This window comes from Lacihabitans sp. CS3-21, assembly GCF_024343675.1.
Lineage (GTDB): Bacteria > Bacteroidota > Bacteroidia > Cytophagales > Spirosomataceae > Leadbetterella.
This window is the reverse complement of the sequence record NZ_RJUD01000003.1, coordinates 202,954-220,301: the sequence shown is the minus strand read 5'-3', so window position 1 is coordinate 220,301 and position 17,348 is coordinate 202,954. Positions and strand designations below refer to the sequence as shown.

The 17,348-nt window shown below is 34.7% G+C and carries 16 protein-coding genes; 6 read left to right on the top strand and 10 right to left on the bottom strand.

Annotated features, from left to right (window positions below; genetic code table 11):
• Positions 1-3: 3 nt before the first annotated feature.
• The gene (locus tag EGI24_RS03485) at positions 4-2,382 is read right to left on the bottom strand and encodes a hypothetical protein (protein WP_255046914.1); all 2,379 of its coding nucleotides are present in this window, start codon (positions 2,380-2,382) and stop codon (positions 4-6) included.
• Positions 2,321-3,160 (bottom strand): hypothetical protein, encoded by an 840-nt coding sequence (locus EGI24_RS03480; RefSeq protein WP_255046913.1) that lies wholly within the window; start codon positions 3,158-3,160, stop codon positions 2,321-2,323. The genes EGI24_RS03485 and EGI24_RS03480 overlap by 62 nt, the downstream gene beginning before the upstream one ends.
• Before the next feature lie 291 nt (positions 3,161-3,451).
• Between EGI24_RS03480 and EGI24_RS03475 the strand changes: the two genes are divergently transcribed.
• Positions 3,452-5,278 (top strand): ABC transporter ATP-binding protein, encoded by a 1,827-nt coding sequence (locus tag EGI24_RS03475; protein WP_255046912.1) that lies wholly within the window; start codon positions 3,452-3,454, stop codon positions 5,276-5,278.
• Between the two features lie 2 nt (positions 5,279-5,280).
• Here the strand turns inward: EGI24_RS03475 and EGI24_RS03470 are convergent, their stop codons facing one another.
• The 4 genes from EGI24_RS03470 to EGI24_RS03455 form a co-directional block, all read right to left on the bottom strand.
• On the bottom strand, positions 5,281-5,652 hold the full coding sequence (locus EGI24_RS03470) for a DUF423 domain-containing protein (RefSeq protein ID WP_255046911.1): 372 nt from the start codon (positions 5,650-5,652) through the stop codon (positions 5,281-5,283).
• 103 nt (positions 5,653-5,755) lie between these two features.
• On the bottom strand, positions 5,756-6,421 hold the full coding sequence (locus EGI24_RS03465; protein ID WP_255046910.1) for a YggS family pyridoxal phosphate-dependent enzyme: 666 nt from the start codon (positions 6,419-6,421) through the stop codon (positions 5,756-5,758).
• Positions 6,418-7,665, bottom strand: coding sequence for a peptidase T (gene pepT, locus EGI24_RS03460; RefSeq protein ID WP_255046954.1), 1,248 nt, complete (start codon positions 7,663-7,665; stop codon positions 6,418-6,420). Before pepT ends, EGI24_RS03465 begins: the two co-directional genes overlap by 4 nt.
• Entirely contained in the window at positions 7,665-8,132 is a 468-nt protein-coding gene (locus EGI24_RS03455) for a nucleoside triphosphate pyrophosphohydrolase family protein (protein ID WP_255046908.1), read from the bottom strand. The genes pepT and EGI24_RS03455 overlap by 1 nt, the downstream gene beginning before the upstream one ends.
• Positions 8,133-8,267: 135 nt before the next feature.
• On the opposite strand from EGI24_RS03455, the gene EGI24_RS03450 reads away from it, so the two are divergent.
• The 3 genes from EGI24_RS03450 to EGI24_RS03440 all read left to right on the top strand — a co-directional run bounded on the left by EGI24_RS03450 (position 8,268) and on the right by EGI24_RS03440 (position 11,434).
• Positions 8,268-8,906 (top strand): hypothetical protein, encoded by a 639-nt coding sequence (locus tag EGI24_RS03450; RefSeq protein ID WP_255046907.1) that lies wholly within the window; start codon positions 8,268-8,270, stop codon positions 8,904-8,906.
• A 61-nt stretch (positions 8,907-8,967) separates the two neighbouring features.
• Positions 8,968-10,086: an ABC transporter substrate-binding protein gene (locus tag EGI24_RS03445; RefSeq protein ID WP_255046906.1), complete on the top strand. Its 1,119-nt coding sequence runs from the start codon at positions 8,968-8,970 to the stop codon at positions 10,084-10,086.
• A gap of 10 nt (positions 10,087-10,096) precedes the next feature.
• Positions 10,097-11,434: a dihydroorotase gene (locus tag EGI24_RS03440; RefSeq protein ID WP_255046904.1), complete on the top strand. Its 1,338-nt coding sequence runs from the start codon at positions 10,097-10,099 to the stop codon at positions 11,432-11,434.
• 39 nt (positions 11,435-11,473) lie between these two features.
• Here EGI24_RS03440 and EGI24_RS03435 read toward each other — a convergent pair whose 3' ends face one another.
• On the bottom strand, positions 11,474-11,674 hold the full coding sequence (locus EGI24_RS03435; RefSeq protein WP_310586070.1) for a hypothetical protein: 201 nt from the start codon (positions 11,672-11,674) through the stop codon (positions 11,474-11,476).
• Between the two features lie 93 nt (positions 11,675-11,767).
• Positions 11,768-12,991 (bottom strand): 4-hydroxy-3-methylbut-2-enyl diphosphate reductase, encoded by a 1,224-nt coding sequence (locus EGI24_RS03430; protein ID WP_255046903.1) that lies wholly within the window; start codon positions 12,989-12,991, stop codon positions 11,768-11,770.
• Between the two features lie 127 nt (positions 12,992-13,118).
• Here EGI24_RS03430 and EGI24_RS03425 point away from each other — a divergent pair, with 127 nt between their 5' ends.
• A complete protein-coding gene (locus EGI24_RS03425; protein ID WP_255046901.1) occupies positions 13,119-14,813 on the top strand; it encodes a capsule assembly Wzi family protein in 1,695 nt (564 codons plus the stop codon).
• Between the two features lie 15 nt (positions 14,814-14,828).
• Here EGI24_RS03425 and EGI24_RS03420 read toward each other — a convergent pair whose 3' ends face one another.
• Entirely contained in the window at positions 14,829-15,065 is a 237-nt protein-coding gene (locus EGI24_RS03420; protein ID WP_255035665.1) for a hypothetical protein, read from the bottom strand.
• Positions 15,034-15,639, bottom strand: coding sequence for an RNA polymerase sigma factor (locus EGI24_RS03415; RefSeq protein ID WP_255046900.1), 606 nt, complete (start codon positions 15,637-15,639; stop codon positions 15,034-15,036). Before EGI24_RS03415 ends, EGI24_RS03420 begins: the two co-directional genes overlap by 32 nt.
• Positions 15,640-16,070: 431 nt before the next feature.
• Here EGI24_RS03415 and EGI24_RS03410 point away from each other — a divergent pair, with 431 nt between their 5' ends.
• Positions 16,071-17,327 carry a hypothetical protein gene (locus EGI24_RS03410; protein ID WP_255046899.1) on the top strand — a complete coding sequence of 419 codons (1,257 nt, stop codon included), beginning with the start codon at positions 16,071-16,073 and terminating at the stop codon, positions 17,325-17,327.
• The last annotated feature ends 21 nt before the right edge of the window (positions 17,328-17,348 follow it).

The following is a 17,348-nucleotide window of genomic DNA, read 5'->3' as shown; positions in this document are numbered from 1 at the left end:
AGCTTATTTTACAAAATTGGCGTACGTTTCACATTCTTTCAAGACCATCTTTTGGTATTGGGTATCTTGGTAATTCTTCCAAAGTTTGGTAAAGAAAGTCCTGTATTTCGGCAGTTCATTCTTATTCATTTTGGCCAAATAAGCATCCATCTGATTATAATCATCTGGTTTTTCTGAATAATATTTCACCAAATATTGATTACGTTCACAAAGAGCACCAGCATAACAGATTTTGGCGGCTAGTTCCTTATCCGATTTTAGAGAAAGTGCCATTTCAAAGGCCTTTCTAGCGTTTTCGGTTAGATAATAATCGGTTTTTATTTCATCTTGATACTCCAAATCCGAGGTGCTTTTGCCTCTTTGCGTCAATATCCAAGCCTGTCCGTAGTAACTAAGATTATAAAGACCTTTTCCGTACGCATACCAATCAGCAGCAGATGCATCTTTTTGGCTGGTTTTTGCTTTTAAGTCAGCAAGTTTCTTCACAAAAATCAATGGCGTTTCTTTCACTGCTGATTTACCCAAATTAATATCTTTGGCCTCGCTTGCAAAATTTTCATCAAATCCATTTGCTGACAATGTCTGAACTGGAATTAATTTAAGAGTTTCGGAGGCAGCTTCAAATTCCGACGCTAAAACTTGTCTTCTAGCCAAAGCCAAATTCATATAATCGAATTCAAGATTAGAAAGTTCTACAAGCTTTTTATCATTGATATTCAAATCTTTATTTTGCGAAAATGCAATCAATTTTTCCAAAAAATCAATAGAGCAAGTATCTATCAAAGCATTGTGGGTTGTACCAATTTGATAACCAGTCCCATAATCAGAACCCGCCGCAATACTATGGGCCAAAAATGCCTTTACAAAATTACCTTGAACGTCATCTGAATCATCTGAACATGACCAAAACCAACCATTTTTCTTATCTTCCTTCTTGTTTAGGTAATAATTTGCCAATGTTTCACTCATTTTCAAAAGCAAATTGTTGTCTCGAAACTCCTTAATATCTGCAAAAGAAGCAACTGTATTGAGCATTTTTTGCTCAGTTTGATCTGAAGGTGCTTTATCCATTAACTCAAATGCCAAGAATTCTACTTGTTTTTTTAATTTCGGATTTCCATCAACTTTTATACCATTCAAAAGCTCCATTGCTCTTCCATTTTCATTTTTTAGGTACAAAAAATAGGCTGAAGACAAGTTCCAAAATTGCGGATTTTCAACTTTTCCATCAGAACTCAATTTCTCAGAAAAACTCAAAAGCTTTTCAAGGTAAGTTTCTCCATTTTTTCTTTGATCATCAATTTTGGATTGGTCAATCTTATAGTTTTCATCATAATAATTGTCGAAGTTTCCGTATACCGTACTGTTTTTATCTGCAAAAAAAGCCATTTCGTTTTTATTGATTTCTCTCGCAAAAACTAACTCCAAAAGTGGATGTTTGGGACTCAAGTCATATATTTTTTCAACAATGCCCAGCCCATCCTGCAAAGGCTGAATACCCTGCAAAGCCAAAACGTTGGCCTTTTCATTGTTTTTTGTCGCTAATTCTAAGGCTTCCTCAAAAAACTTTGAGTCTAATCGTCTCACACTCAAATCTGCCTGCGAACGTCTAGATGGACAATCATTGAAAATCTGTGAAAACATAAAAACTGCATTGGTAGTATCTCCAAGAGCCATTGTAGCTCCAGCCGCACGACTTTTTGACCAGTTTGAAATGAAGGATTTCCTTTTTATTAGAGACGATTTGGCAGCAAAATCATCTATTAACTTATCATATTGACCGATTTCTCCACTCAATTTTATTTTTTGAAAAAGATACCTCTCTTTCAAGAAATCATTGCTTGCATTTTGAAAACCTAAGTCAGCCATTTCTATTAAAGATTCAATTTTGAGTGAATCAATCGCTGGATTTTCGTCCCAATAATTGGTTTTGTGTGGTGCGGCTCTCTCGGCTTCTTGAGCAAAAACAAGATATAAACTGGCTGCTTTATCAAATGTAGATACTTTGGACGCCAACAGACTCAATTTGGACTCACCATATAGCGATGATTTTATGACTTCTCGTGACACCTTTGATTTCAAATAAGTTTCCCAAGCGTTTATGTTTTCAGTCTCTTCAACGGTTTCAGCTTTGGGAGTGGGAGTTTCCTCATAAAAATATGGCTCCTCATTCAGGAAACTCGTTGAAAAATAATAGGGTTTTGTGGCAGGCGGCGTGTTGGCATTTTCTGGATAAAAAAGCGAGTAATACTCGGCATAATCCATCGGGCTAGGGCCACAAGCCACAATGGCCATCACTGCACATAGCTTTATAAAAGTCTTAGTTTTGGGAGAAAAACGTTGAAATCTGACTTTGACTGAAGTTAAAAAGGTTTTTTTCATCTAAATGGTAAAGAATTAATGTAGTTTTTGGGGCTATTATCTTTTGTAAAATTTTGTTTTTGGTTTTATTTATTTGCTCAAAATCTGAGTTTTCAAATTTGAGAATGTCATTTTTCCTAAAAGAAATATTTTTGAACTGAACGTCATCTTTGCACAAAAATTGATTTTTTGTTTCTATTTTTTCGAAAGCCGTATTGGCTTCAATATCACCAGATGTACAATTTTTTATAAAAGTATAGAAAATCCCATTTCGATAAGCCAAAACTTGCTGAAAAAACGGAAAAGCAAAATTCAATTCCAATGGATATTTTGAGAGGTTATCTAAATAATTCATGGTTGTCTGAGCATTAAAAAGTGAATTTTCCTTGGCCAACTTTCGCCAATCTCCTGTATTATAGAGCATCAAAACGCCTTCATCAACAGGTGGAATACCAGTTTTTTCATAAAATTTGATTTGATGTAAACGTATGGTAGCAGAAAACCTAAGATTTTTTGGCGATTTCTCCTTGATTTTTTCTACAAAGAAAAAATACTTGTTTTTTGTAGTTAAGGTCCAGTCGCAATCGAACTGAATTTCTTTGTGCGTGCTTAATACTTTATTAATTTGGCCCAAGACTTTAACTGATAAAACTTCTATTTGGTCATAATTCAACCTCTCAAAAACACGATTGGTTATAAAAACCGTAGGTACGATTTCTTGATTTACCTCTGATTTTACAGACACTATTCCTTTCGGAATGGCCTCATTTTGAAGCATATCGACATCGAAAAATCTCAAATAAATTTTTTCGATTTTGTTTTCAAGCAAAAAAGACTTTTCATTTTGACTTAACTCAAAAGTTGTTTTCCAATAATATACTGCTCGACCTAAATATTTAGGCGTATTTTCAGATTTACATCCACTTAAAAATAAGATTATAAATAAAAAACAAATCCGTATCCAATCCATAATATCTGTGTTCTAACATAATTCCATTCGAAGCACGAAATTCATTGAATCCGTGTTTCATACAAACCTAAATCAAAAAAATAAGGTTTATCCAAAATTCCTTTTCTAATTTTGCCAACAATGAAAATATATTTCAAAATATTAAAATACGCAGGTAGCCTTAGAAGTTTCGTGGTTCCTTTTGTATTTACTTCTCTAATCGCGGGAGTTTTCGGTGTTTTAAACTTGGTTTTACTAAAACCCTTGCTGGATGTACTATTTGGCCAGGTGGCAGATGGCCTCATTGTGGAAATGGCCAATAAAAACCCAGAAACCTATCAAATATTAGACTGGTATCAGAAATATTTTGCTGAAGCTATACTTTCTGATGGCAAACTCGGCGGTTTAAAATTTGTCTGTTTTACCATTCTAGGAGTTAGTTTTGTGGCCAATGTTTCAAGATATTTTAGTTTGAGATTGCTAGAAAGGTTTAAAACCAACATGGTTGCTAATCTTCGTCAGGCGGTTTTTGAGCATACTTTACACTTGCATTTGAGTTTTTATTCCAATGAAAAAAAAGGTGAACTCATCTCAAGAATAACTACTGATGTACAGGAAGTTGAGAATTCTATAGCCAATTCGTTTTCCGCGGCCATAAAAGAATTTATTTTACTGGCGGCCTATTTGGTGGCACTTTTCTACATTTCTTGGAAACTTACGCTGTTTTCTTTAATAGTAATTCCAGTTACTGGGGCTTTTCTCGGAATAGTTCTAAAAAGAATGAGACACAATGCTGGCGATAGTCAACAACGCCTGAGCAATCTCATCAGTATAATGGATGAAGGATTTGGTAGCATGAGGGTAGTGAAGGCTTTTCTGGCCGAAGGATTTATTTCTAAACGGTTTTTTGACCAAAACACAGCCTACCGAAAGTCCATGTTTGCTTATGCATCTAAAAGAGAAATGGCCAATCCTTTCTCAGAATTCATTGGTATCAGTATGGTGGCTTCTTTACTTTATTTTGGTGGAAGCCTGATTTTGGAGGGTACTGGATCTCTCACTGCCTCTACTTTTATATCCTACATTGCCATATTTTCTCAAGTCATTAGACCTGCCAAAGAAATTTCCCAAGCCATAAGCACCGCTCAAAGAGGCTTGGCTTCAGGCCAAAGGGTAATGGAATTGATTGACCAAAAGGCAGATATAGTGGATGACGAAAATGCCATTACTTTGAAAAATTTTGACTCAAAAATAGAATTCCGAAATGTTGGATTTTCATACATTGAAGACAAAGAAATTCTGAAAAATATTAGTCTGGAAATCAAAAAAGGGGAAACAATAGCACTGGTTGGGGCTTCAGGTGGAGGAAAATCTACCATAGCCGACTTACTAATTAGGTTTTATGATGTGCAAAAAGGTGAGATTTTGATCGACACCCAAAATATCAAAAATATTAGTCAAAAAAGTCTTAGAGAACATATTGGGGTGGTTACACAAGAACCTATGCTTTACAATGATTCTATTTTAAATAACATAGCTTTTGGGAGAATTGCGAGTTTGGAGGAAATACAGAACGCTGCAAAAATTGCAAACGCACACGAATTTATTGTAAATCAACCCGAAGGATACGAAACCAACATTGGTGACCGAGGTACAAAGCTTTCCGGAGGACAGAAACAACGACTTTCTATAGCCAGAGCCATTTTGCAAAATCCACCGATTCTAATTTTGGATGAAGCTACCTCGGCTCTTGATTCAGAATCAGAAAAACTTGTACAAGATGCTTTGGCAAACTTAATGAAAAATCGTACTTCACTAGTCATCGCTCATAGGCTCAGCACCATTCAAAATGCTGATAAAATCTATGTTATCCAAAACGGAAAAGTGGTAGAGGAAGGCACCCATCAAAGTCTTTTTGAGGAAGAAAATGGGTATTATCGCAAATTGGTGACCATGCAGGGATTGTAATCTCAACCTTTGAAAACACTCCAAAACAACAAAGCCCAACCTATGATTAGCATGGTGCCACCAATTGGAGCTACCGCTCCGAATACATTAATTCCTGTGAAACAAATTAAAAACAAACTTCCTGAAAAAATAAATGTACCCAAAATGAAAGCATTTCCGCTCCAGTAGATAGTATTCCCAGGAAATTCTTTGCTCAAAATCCCTACAAGTACCAAGGCTATGGCATGATAAAACATATAACGTACCCCAGTTTCAAAAGTATCAGCTCGGCCGGCCGCTTCTAACATTCCTTTCAAAGCATGAGCACCAAAAGCACCAATGGCAACACCTAAAAGACCCAAAACCGAACCCGAAAGAAGAAAAAACTTATTCATAAATTAATTTTTTTTTTTAATATTTTGATAGAATCTTTAAATTAAACCCAATGACGTAATTTTCAATTTATCACATTGTCAAATTATCACATTACCAAATTAATTAGCTTCGACTGCCAAAAATAGAACTGCCAACTCTTATCATCGTGCTGCCTTCTTCCACAGCCAATGGCCAGTCACCACTCATCCCCATCGAAATTTCTTCTAATGAAAAATTAGAAGCATGAAAGCTTCGAGTTTGTTCAAAAAGCTCCTTCAAACTTCGAAATTCTTCTCTAACCAAATCCATATTATCGGTAAAAGTACTCATCCCCATCAATCCTTTTACTTTGATATTTTTGAGCAATTTAAACTCCTCTGAGTCTATCATTTGCAAATATTCTGTTTTGTCCATTCCTGATTTGGAATCTTCTTTGGCAATGTAAATCTGTAATAAACAATCAATTACCCGCCCATTTTTAGACGATTGCTTGTCTATTTCTTTCAAAAGCTTAAAACTATCTACTGAGTGAATTAAACTTACAAAAGGTGCAATATATTTTACTTTATTGGTTTGTAAATGACCAATAAAATGCCACTCAATATCCTTTGGTAGAGCTTCATATTTGTCTACCAACTCTTGCACATAGTTTTCTCCAAATGCCCGAAAACCGATTTCATAGGCTTCCAATAGTAACTCTTTGGGTTTAAACTTCGAAACCGCCACCAGTTTAACACCAGCTGGAATACATTCGTGAAGCTTAGTAATGTTTTTTTGAATCTCCGTCATGCCTTTTCTTCATAAATTATGGCCAAATTTACAATAACTTCGGCCGCTTTGAGCATGTCTTGCACTGAAACCCACTCTAATTTTGAATGAAATGCATGCTCTCCGGCAAATATATTCGGACAAGGTAAACCCATAAACGACAGCCTAGAACCGTCTGTTCCTCCTCTTATGCTCTGCAATTTAGGCTCAATTCCCGCTCGTTTTATCGCCTCAATAGCATTTCCAGTCACTTGTGGGAAATTATCAAGCACTGATTTCATATTTCGATATTGCTCTTTTAAAACAAATTCAAAGCTCGAATTTTTATATGCCTTGAGCACATTCCCAACTGTTTCTTTGAGTACTTTTTCTTTCTCAACAAGTCCAGATTCATCAAAATCTCTTATGATAAAGCTCAACTTACAAAACTCCACATTACCTTGTATATCAGTCGGATGAATGAAGCCATTTCTACCTTCCGTAGTTTCTGGAGAAAGTATTTCTTTAGGCAAAGCTGCAATGATATCGGCACCTATCTTCAATGCATTCTCCATTTTACCTTTCGCAAAACCAGGGTGAGCACTCACACCATATATTTTTATCTCGACACCATCAGCTGAAAATGTTTCATTTTCAATAGACCCTAAAGTTTCACCATCTATAGTATATCCAAAATCAGCGTTTAGGCGTTTTAAATCTACATTTTCAGTTCCTCTTCCTACTTCTTCATCTGGTGTAAAAAGGATTTTAATATCTCCATGTTTGATTTCAGGTTTTTTTGTCAAATATTCAAGGGCCGTCATAATTGCCGCCAAGCCAGCTTTGTTATCTGCACCCAAAAGTGTGGTTCCCGACGCTGTAATGATATCATTTCCTAACTGATGCTTTAAATCGGGATGTTCAGACATTCTGATAATCTGGGAATTATCATCTGGCAGAACCAAATCTTGACCTTGATAATTTTTATGGATTATTGGCATTACAAACGCACCGGAACAATCCGGTGAGGTATCTATGTGTGAGCAAAACATGATTTTTGGAATATCCGCTTTCTCAGAATTACCAGCTAAAGCGGCATAAACAACACAAAACTCGTCCATTTCGGCATTCTCAATACCCAAACTTTTCAACTCTTGAACTAATTTCTTCCCCAAATTCTTCTGTTTTTCAGTTGATGGCGACAACGAACTTTCTGGATTAGATTGTGTGTCAATTTTTACATACCTAAAAAAACGAGAAATGAGATTTTCTTTTAGCTGATTCATCATTTCCCTAGAATAGATTTTAGGTCTGCTGGTGAATAGTTTATATTTTTTAGTGTCTTATTATCTGCAGTTCTGTAAACTAAATACCTGAGCCCATCTTGTTTGTAATAACATTCAAATCCTTTTTTTGAATAATGTTCAACCGTTGCCTCAGCCTCCTCTAAATTTGCACAAGCTTTACTCATGTTGGATCTTTGAACTTCATCAAACAATTCTTTGAATTTATCCCCAAGCCCAAACTCTAATACTGCCCCAGACAAGACATATTGGATATCGCAAAGAGCATCTGCAACTTCTACAATATCATTATTTTGAATAGCTTCAGCCAGTTCCTTAAGCTCTTCTGAAATCAACTCAACCCTTAGCTCGCAACGTTTCTGAGCAGGAATTACAGGGGCTTTTTCTATAGGATGATGAAATGTTGTATGAAAATCAGCCACTTGATTTAGGCAATCCAGTTTATCCATTTTGTTTTTAATTATGTTATTTGAAAAAATATTACCGTAAAATAAATATTCATTTGAATTGTCTTGCAAAGTTGTTCAATTTTCAATAATATTGCTAAAAATCTCGAAGTCAAATAAATCTTAATTCTTAAAATTATGAACAAATTAGTAAAGCTACTATCAATTTTTGCACTAGCTACAACTGTTTCATTCTGGTCTTGTAAAGGTGATCAAGGTATTCAAGGACCAATCGGACCAGCTGGACCTCAAGGCGTTGCGGGAACTAATGGTACAAATGGAACCAATGGAACCAATGGTAAAGATGGTGTAAATGGTACAAACGGAACTAACGGAAATGCCAACGTTCAGAGTTTCCAAGCTACCGTGAAAGCTACTGATTGGAAAGAAGTTGACGTTACAGGTGTTGGCAATGGGGTATCTAGCAAATGGGGTGGTGTAGCAATAGCGAATGCTTTGGTATCAACTGACAAATTTGTCATGGTATTTGTTAAAAATGGAGAAACGCTTAAAGCTCTTCCAATTCTTTATACCAAAGATTTTGACAATTCTGTTGAGCGTCTTGATTATGGGTACAAAACTGGTCAAGTAGAATTATTCTACAGAATGCAATCTCAACTATTTGGCACAAACGGTTCAACTTCATATAAGCCAAATGGTGACCTTACATTTGATATCGTTTGTACTTCTAAAACTGTAGGTGCTGCTCTTGAGAAAAGTGGTGTTGACATGAAAAACTATAAAGAAGTTATGAACTTCCTAAGCACTAGCTTATAATATTATATTACTACCATTTTAAACCCTTTCTCTGCAACCAGTGAAAGGGTTTTTTATTTTTATGAAATCCAAAATCATACTTTTTATTATTACCGTCTTTCAACTTCAAACTAATGCCCAGTTTTTAGAAGACGAAAAAAACAAAGATATCACTATCAAAGGATTAGACTTTCTTTACAATCAACAGTTTGATCAAGCAAACGAGGTTTTAAATTCAGTAAAAATTGCCTATCCACAACATCCAGTAAAATTCTTGTTAAATGCCATTGAACTTCAATGGGAGAATGTACCAATAGATAAAAATCCAGAAGTACTAAAAAAATACATCTCTGAACTTAATAAATGTATATTAGCCTCAAAAAGTATCTATAATATCCCCAAATATAAAAAAGAAGCTACTTTTTTTCTCCTTGCAGCACACGGATTTATAGCTCTGTCAAAAAATTATCAAAAAGAATACTTTGAAGCGGCAAGCGAGGCAAAAAAAGCTCACAATTTCTTTAATGAAGGGAAAAAATACAAAAATGAGAACCCAGAATTTCTTTTTGCCTCTGGTCTTTATAATTTTTATAGAGTTCAATATCCTGAATCACACCCAATGGTGAAACCAATTATGATGTTTTTTGAGGATGGAAACAAAAAACTTGGACTGCAGGAATTAGAAAACTCATTCAAAAAATCCATCTTTAGTAGAACTGAAGCTGCATTATATTTGGTTAATATCAATATCAAATACGAATCCAATTTTAAGAAATCTTTGGCTTATTCCAATATTTTAAATTCCAAATATCCCAACAATTACATATTTAAAATAAAACACATTGAGAGTCTATTACTAAATAATGAATATGAAGAAGCTTTAAAACTCAATGATCAACTAAAATCACGTAAAGATAAAGTAAGCCAATTGTCCAACTTAGTATTTGAGGCCTACGCAGAAGAACACACTGGGAAAAATCTTCAAAGTGCATTTATAAATTATGCCAAAGCATTAAAAATTCCACATGATGATAGGTACACGAAAGAATATCATGGAATGGCATATTTAGGAATGGCTCGTATATTTGTAAAACAAAAAGAAATAACCAAGGCTATTGCATTTTATAAAGAATGTTTAAAAATAGCCGAATACGAATGGGTTATAAATGCAGCAAAAACTGAATTAAAAAAAATATCATAATTATTAAAATATGTCTACTTCGCTAATATTGAACGCTAAGGTAATAAATGAAGGAAAGATACAAGAGCTAGATATCCTCATAAAAGATGGAAAAATATACAGAATTGATAAAAATCTTAGTCATTTAACCGCTCAATATATCTTTGATGCTCAAGGTTTGTACCTTATGCCAGGAGTCATAGACGACCAAGTGCATTTTCGTGAGCCTGGACTTACACATAAGGCAAATATCGAAACCGAATCTAAAGCTGCTTTAGCAGGAGGTACAACCAGTTTTATGGAAATGCCTAACACAGTACCTAATGCCTTGACACAAGAACTTCTAGAAGATAAATATAAAATAGCAGCGAAATCTAGCTGGACAAATTACTCATTTTTTATGGGTGGATCCAACGATAACTACGACGAAGCTATGAAAACCGATTTAAGCAAAATTTGCGGTCTTAAACTCTTTATGGGTAGTTCTACTGGTAATATGTTGGTGGACAATGAAAAAACGCTGGAGAATATCTTCAGCAATTTCTCTGGGCTTATAGCCACCCATTGTGAAGATGAAGGTACAGTAAGAGCAAATCTTGAATTTTATAAAGAAAAGTATGCCAATAGCGAGATTCCTTATGATATTCATGCAATTATTCGAAACGAAAAGGCTTGTTATATTTCTAGCTCTATGGCCGCTGGTTTGGCCAAGAAACATGGCACAAGACTTCACATTTTGCATATCTCAACAGGCGAAGAACTTGAATTATTCGACAATACTATTCCACTCTCAGAAAAGAAAATTACCTCGGAAGTTTGCGTTCATCATTTGTATTTTGACGCTGAAGACTACAAAACGCTTGGAACAAAAATAAAATGTAACCCAGCTATTAAGCACAATCACAGGGACAAACTAATGGAAGGGCTTTTGAGTGATAAACTTGACATTATAGCAACTGATCATGCTCCTCATACCTTAGAAGAAAAAGACAGCAACTATTGGAACGCTCCATCTGGATTGCCTTTGATTCAAAATAGTCTTCAAGTTATGCTCGATTTCTATGAGAAAGGTAAAATTAGTCTTGAAAAAATCATTGAAAAAATGTGTCATGCTCCAGCAGAATGTTTCAGAATAGACCGTAGAGGATACATTAGAGAAGGTTATTGGGCAGATTTGGTTTTGGTCGATTTGAATAAACCCTACACAGTTTCTAAGGACAATATTTTATATAAAGTTGGCTGGTCGCCATTTGAAGGTAAAACTTTTGGTGCAAGCATTAATAAGACTTTTGTATCTGGTGAATTACTTTATGATGAAGGCAAGTTCAATGACAATAAATCTGGTAAAAGGCTTTTATTCAATAGATAAAAAAATGTCGTTTCACAGTGAAACGACATTTTTTGTTTTTTATGCAAGCTTTACTCTCCTAAATACCTTATTCAGTAAGGTTTGATAAATCTTTCCGAATTTTTCATAACACCAGTTTCTCAATTCTTTCATATCTACCGGCTGCAATTCTTTTAAGCCTTTCTTTAACTCTTTTTCGAATAACTTTGAATCAAAACTAACTTTATCTAAGATCATTTTTATATACTCAAGCATCTTCATGGGTAATGTGTTTTTACCTTACTGTAACGTCGGATTATTTCAATTCTTTTAAAAAAAGGAATAAATAATATCAATTTTAGGATTTTATAAATCCTAAACCCGATTAACTAAATTTTCAAAATCCACCTCTTCTTCAAAAAATCCAACAATTTTTTTTAGTACTGACTCCACAACAGCATCTGGGCAAGATGCTCCACAAGTAAGTACAATAGTAGGCTTTCTGTTGAAGTCAAAAATTCCAAAGGTCTCTTTCTCCACATGAGAATGAATATCAAAATGAGATACCCGATTAGCTGAAATTAGGTTTAATTCTGTCTGAATAAAAAATGTCGGCATAGCAGTTTCTAATAATTCAACGAGGTGTGTGGTATTAGAGCTATTATACCCACCGACAACGATGGCCATATCGGCCTTTTCATTCATTAAAGCATATGTGGCATCCTGGTTATCGTTGGTGGCATAACAAAGCGTATCTCTAGTGCTAGCAAAATATGCTGGTATTTCTAATTCAGAAAGATTCTTGGACTTTATCAACTCGTCCTTTAGAAAATTTGCTATATCTTGTGTTTCTGTGGCCAACATGGTGGTTTGATTCACCACTCCAAATCTTTCTAAATCCTTCTCAGGATCAAATCCCTTCGAAAATCTGCCGGAAAACTCCTGATAGAACTCTTCTGAAGATTTCTCTTTTCTGATATAAGCAGCCAAAAGAATGGCTTCCAACATGTCTTTTATAACTATGGTAGGAGAGTTCTCTTGACTGTGTGAAAATGTTGCTCTTGTTTCTTCATGATTGGGCTTTCCATGAACAATAACACTAAAACCCCGCTCACCAATTTGCTGGGCACGGTTCCAAACCTTCTCAACAAACGGACAAGTGGTGTCATATTTATAAGAATCAATACCCAAAGCAGATAATTCATTTTGCAGTTCTAAAGTAGTTCCAAAAGCTGGCACAATAACGATATCACTCGGTTTTAAATCATAAAACGCATCCAGTTTGTTGCCTTTGGTATCCATCAGAAATTTTACACCACGAGACAATAAATCGGCATTAACCTCTGGATTATGGATCATTTCACTCAACAAAAATATCCGTTTGCCTTCGTTTTCGTTTAAAACACTGTAGGCAATCTCCACTGCATTTTCTACTCCGTAACAAAAACCAAAATGCCTAGCTAATAAAATCTTAACATGCTCAAAATCTAATATGGTAGGACTAAAATCCTTTTTTAACTTGTCTTTTACCCTGCGTTTTTCTTTTATGCCAGATATTATGGTACTTCTATAGATTTGCGGAATCTCAAATGTCTTCATTCAATTGGTTTTCGTTATTTTGAAAACTTAATGCATCATTGCTTTGTTCCAAAATTATCAATTAATCTGCTTATTAGTGCTAATTATTAATTATTTTCGCAGCTTTCTTCCTTTTATTTAATAGCACATGCGTCGAAAATTATTTTTCCTGTTTTTTCTAACAAAGCTAAATTTCGGCTTTTCTCAAAGTGCCAATAGTCCTATTTCTCAAATGCCTGATGGGTTTTTAGAAAGGCTTGAAGTAAAGTCAGGGACGCTTTCCAATTCATTTCATACAAATATTAAGCCTTTTAGTAGAGAACAAATCGGAGATTTTCTAGCAACTATTGATTCTTCGACATTCTTAAAACTCTCTAAGACAGACAAACGTAATATTGAATATTTACAAATAGACAACTGGGAGTTTATTCATAAAAACCAAATAATCAATAACATAAGCAAAAAGCCGATTTTAAAGCATATATATAAAAACAAATCTGACTTTTATTTTGTCCAAACTGATGATTTTGACATTCATGTTTCGCCTATTTTAAATGTGCTCCTTGGAAATAACTCCGCACATGGCAATTTGAAATCAAAATCTACATTTACCAATACGCGTGGAGTAGAAATTAGAGGAAATATTAACAAAAAGCTGGGCTTTTACACCATGCTAACCGATAATCAAAGTTCTAGTAGCAATTTTTTGGTGAATTTTTACAAAACCTATCAAGGATATCCATACCAATCATTGGTAAAAATAAAAAATGATAATTATGATTTACTTCAAGGCGACTATTTCTCTGCTTTAGGCTATTTTGCATTTAAGCCAATAAAAAGTCTTACAATGACATTTGGGCATGATAAAAACTTTATTGGCTCAGGTATCAGATCAATGGTATTGAGTGATTTTAGTGCCCCCTATTTACAACTTAAAACAGACTTGAGAATTGGGAGATTACAATATTTGTCTATTCTAGGTCAAATGACCAATATGCAAGTAGTAAATCCGCCTTTTAGTCAAATCACCAACGCCCCAAAATACATGGCGTTTCATCACTTAAATATCAACCTCACCAAAACCCTAAACGTAGGATTGTTTGAGAGCGTAATGTATGGAAGCCGCAAAACAGGTTTTGAATTGAATTACCTCAATCCTGTTATTTTTTACAGATTTGTGGAAGGATATTTAGGAAGTTCTGACAATGCCATGGTCGGAGCAGATTTTAAGCTAAATATTCTCAAAACATTTACCGCTTATGGCCAATATTTCCTAGACGAATACAATACAAAAGAGTTTAAAAAAGAAGGTTGGTGGTCAAAAAAATACGCTTGGCAGCTTGGAGTTAAGTATTTTGATGTATTTAAAATCAAAAATCTTGATCTGCAATACGAACTGAATAGAGCCAGGCCATTTATGTACTCACATTTTACGGATTACACCAATTATGTAAATTATAACCTCCCAATGGCTCATCCTTTGGGAGCAAATTTTAAGGAAAATATCGTTTCTGTAAAATATCAACCACACCCCAAGGTATTATTGTCATTTGTAGCCATGAATGCATTAAAAGGCGAAGACAAAGACAGCAGCAATTACGGAGGTAATATTAAACTCAATAATCGCATTGGAAGAATATCTGATTATAACAATTACATAGGGCAAGGCTTCGAAAACCGTATCAAAAACACCGAAATGGTAGCCTCTTTGATGATTAAACATAATTTGTTTATTGACCTTATGTACCAAAGACGCAAAGATTCTTACTTTAAAGACGAAACCGAAAGTATTTTTTCCTTTGGACTTAGATGGAATATGGCGAGAAAACAACTACTTTTCTAAAAAAAAAACCTGCGATTAAATCGCAGGTCTAAAGCTTTTAGAAAAATTCAAGATGTTTTGTATCGTCGATTCTCTCGGACTTAGATTTATCTGGTTCATTTCTTCTTTTATCTCGATACAGTCGAGGTAGAACTCCAACAAATCATTGTCATAAATTAAAGAGGTCTCAATGATAACATTTTCAGAACTCGAGGTTTCGTTATAAATGTAACGAACAATCTCATTCTGCGTTGATGTACAGGTTTGTGTCATAGGCATATTTTGTTTTACTCATCAATTTTCTCAGATTGATAAGAGCATAACGCATACGGCCCAATGCAGTATTGATACTCACGCCCGTAGCTTCGGCTATTTCTTGGAAACTGAGGTCTTCGTAATGCCTCATAACCAAAACTTCGCGTTGTTGCTCCGGCAACTTCTTGATCATACTTCTCAGATGTTCGTGAGATTCTTTCTTGATTTGAGCTGACTCAATAGAATCTTCAGCGAAATTGAGAGAGTTGAACACACTACTTCCATCCTCAAAAACTACGTTAGGATAACGTTTTGCCCTACGAAAATAGTCAATGGCCAAATTGTGGGCTATGCGAAGAATCCATGGCAGAAACTTGCCTTCTTCGTTGTACCTGCCTTCTTTTAAGGTCCTTATGGCCTTAATAAAGGTATCTTGCGTTAGGTCTTCAGCGACATAACTGTCTTTCACAACAAGGTAAATAGTAGTATAAACTTTGGACTTGTATCGATTAACAAGCGTGGCGAATGCCTTTTCATCTCCACGTATGTACGCTGATATAAGCTCACTTTCGTTAACTAGGATTTTTTCCATTATGTATTTTCAGATTAGTTAACGTAGAGTTTTATATCATATTGTACAATAGGTGTTTTTTTAAATTGAAGAATTATTTTTCCGAAATATAAAACATTAAATTTTTAAAAGTCAAATTTTGAATAAAAAAAATTAGTTAACGGTAAGTTAATAATCTATAGGTACACAATAAATTCTCAAGATTTTTTAAAATAATCAAGCTCAAACTTTAGGAATTGATATATAAAACAAAGTGTTTATTCAAAATTATGTGAGTTTTTTAACGTTTATTGTTCACGAAAGATTTCGGTACGATTATTGTAATTTATAAATTTCAAGAAACGTATTTAGAGGTACAGTTATGTACTTTCTCAAAGTATTAGATAGTTTTTGATTATTTTTGCATTTCGATGCTCAAGAGTTTAGTATTATTAAATTTATTATACATTAAAATGACCAAACTTTTATTTAAGGTTATTGCTGTTTTGTGCTTTACACTTTTAGGTACCAAAACCTTCGCACAAAAAGATTTGATTGTTACTCAAGCGGGGGAAGAAATTAGATGTAAAATTCTAGATGAAACTCCTACTAGATTTGTATATGCGTATTTGGGCCCTAAAAATAAGGTTCTTAGAAATGAGATATTTAAAAATTTGGTATCTTCATTTAAATATGCCTACTATCCAACGGATGTTTTGCAAAACGACAAACTTATTGAAAAAAGCAAATCTGGTCAGTCAAACAGAGCTGTTCCACTTAAACCATCTACTCCAGAAGAAAAACAACCCAACAGTTCAAACACAAAAAAAGTTGAGTCTAAGAAAAGTGAAGTAGTCAAATCAGATAGTAAAAAGAATTCTGAAAAAACAGAAACCGAGCCTACAAAAAGCAGTTTGGACAAATCCAAAACAGCCGTTTCTACTGAAAAGAAAACAGATATAACCAATGAACCGCTAACGGACGAAAAGCCAATTGCAAACTCAAAAACTGAAAAGACTCTAGAAAAAGCCGAGTCAAAAAAAGAAAAAGTTGAGGTATCGCCTCTGGCAGATGCAGAACCAGTTTCTGAGTTTAAAAACTATCTAAAATATAGAATAGGTGCTAAAGGTGGTTTGGGGAATATTATTGCCCCCAACTCTGACACCTCACCATATGGCCTATACAAAGAAAAACTTTTGAGAGGTTGGATGTTTGGCGTAGATGCTGCCTACTTCTTTGGAGATCATGTTGGAATTGGTGCTACCTATACCAATTATCAAGCGAGGAATTCAAGTACGAGTTTGGATTATCCCGACCTGTTTTCTCAAGAAGCCATCAAGGGCGGGCAACTTTCTAACAAAATCTCACATAAGTTTGTTGGACCAACTTTTTTGTATAGAAAAAGTATAGACTATAAGACTTTTGCAATATTAACTTTGAGTCCAGGTATGCATTTATATTCAGATAAAGGCCTTACCAACAACTCAGCATTTCATTTTAAGGGCCAAGCGTATGGAGCTGCAGCCACGCTAGGTTTGGATTTCCTTTTGGGTAACGACATATTTGGTAGAGATATAGTTCTAAGCCTTGAAGGAGGGTATAATTACGGAGAAATAAGTACCATTGACAACAAAGTAGAAAAAATTAAACTCGCAACGCCGATTAATCTCAATAGATTGGACTTCACAATTGGTCTTCGATTTACCAGATTTCCAATGTATTTGAGATAAACTAAGGCGAAAAATCCTTAT

What these genes read in the sequence shown, in the direction of transcription:
- EGI24_RS03445 (WP_255046906.1), top strand. Translation starts at nt 8,968, where the DNA reads ATGAAATCCAAAATCATACTTTTTATTATTACCGTCTTTCAACTTCAA.
- EGI24_RS03430 (WP_255046903.1), bottom strand. Translation starts at nt 12,991, where the DNA reads ATGAAGACATTTGAGATTCCGCAAATCTATAGAAGTACCATAATATCT.
- EGI24_RS03450 (WP_255046907.1), top strand. Translation starts at nt 8,268, where the DNA reads ATGAACAAATTAGTAAAGCTACTATCAATTTTTGCACTAGCTACAACT.
- EGI24_RS03455 (WP_255046908.1), bottom strand. Translation starts at nt 8,132, where the DNA reads ATGGATAAACTGGATTGCCTAAATCAAGTGGCTGATTTTCATACAACA.
- EGI24_RS03435 (WP_310586070.1), bottom strand. Translation starts at nt 11,674, where the DNA reads ATGAAGATGCTTGAGTATATAAAAATGATCTTAGATAAAGTTAGTTTT.
- EGI24_RS03425 (WP_255046901.1), top strand. Translation starts at nt 13,119, where the DNA reads ATGCGTCGAAAATTATTTTTCCTGTTTTTTCTAACAAAGCTAAATTTC.
- EGI24_RS03415 (WP_255046900.1), bottom strand. Translation starts at nt 15,639, where the DNA reads ATGGAAAAAATCCTAGTTAACGAAAGTGAGCTTATATCAGCGTACATA.
- pepT (WP_255046954.1), bottom strand. Translation starts at nt 7,665, where the DNA reads ATGAATCAGCTAAAAGAAAATCTCATTTCTCGTTTTTTTAGGTATGTA.
- EGI24_RS03465 (WP_255046910.1), bottom strand. Translation starts at nt 6,421, where the DNA reads ATGACGGAGATTCAAAAAAACATTACTAAGCTTCACGAATGTATTCCA.
- EGI24_RS03420 (WP_255035665.1), bottom strand. Translation starts at nt 15,065, where the DNA reads ATGACACAAACCTGTACATCAACGCAGAATGAGATTGTTCGTTACATT.
- EGI24_RS03470 (WP_255046911.1), bottom strand. Translation starts at nt 5,652, where the DNA reads ATGAATAAGTTTTTTCTTCTTTCGGGTTCGGTTTTGGGTCTTTTAGGT.
- EGI24_RS03485 (WP_255046914.1), bottom strand. Translation starts at nt 2,382, where the DNA reads ATGAAAAAAACCTTTTTAACTTCAGTCAAAGTCAGATTTCAACGTTTT.
- EGI24_RS03410 (WP_255046899.1), top strand. Translation starts at nt 16,071, where the DNA reads ATGACCAAACTTTTATTTAAGGTTATTGCTGTTTTGTGCTTTACACTT.
- EGI24_RS03440 (WP_255046904.1), top strand. Translation starts at nt 10,097, where the DNA reads ATGTCTACTTCGCTAATATTGAACGCTAAGGTAATAAATGAAGGAAAG.
- EGI24_RS03475 (WP_255046912.1), top strand. Translation starts at nt 3,452, where the DNA reads ATGAAAATATATTTCAAAATATTAAAATACGCAGGTAGCCTTAGAAGT.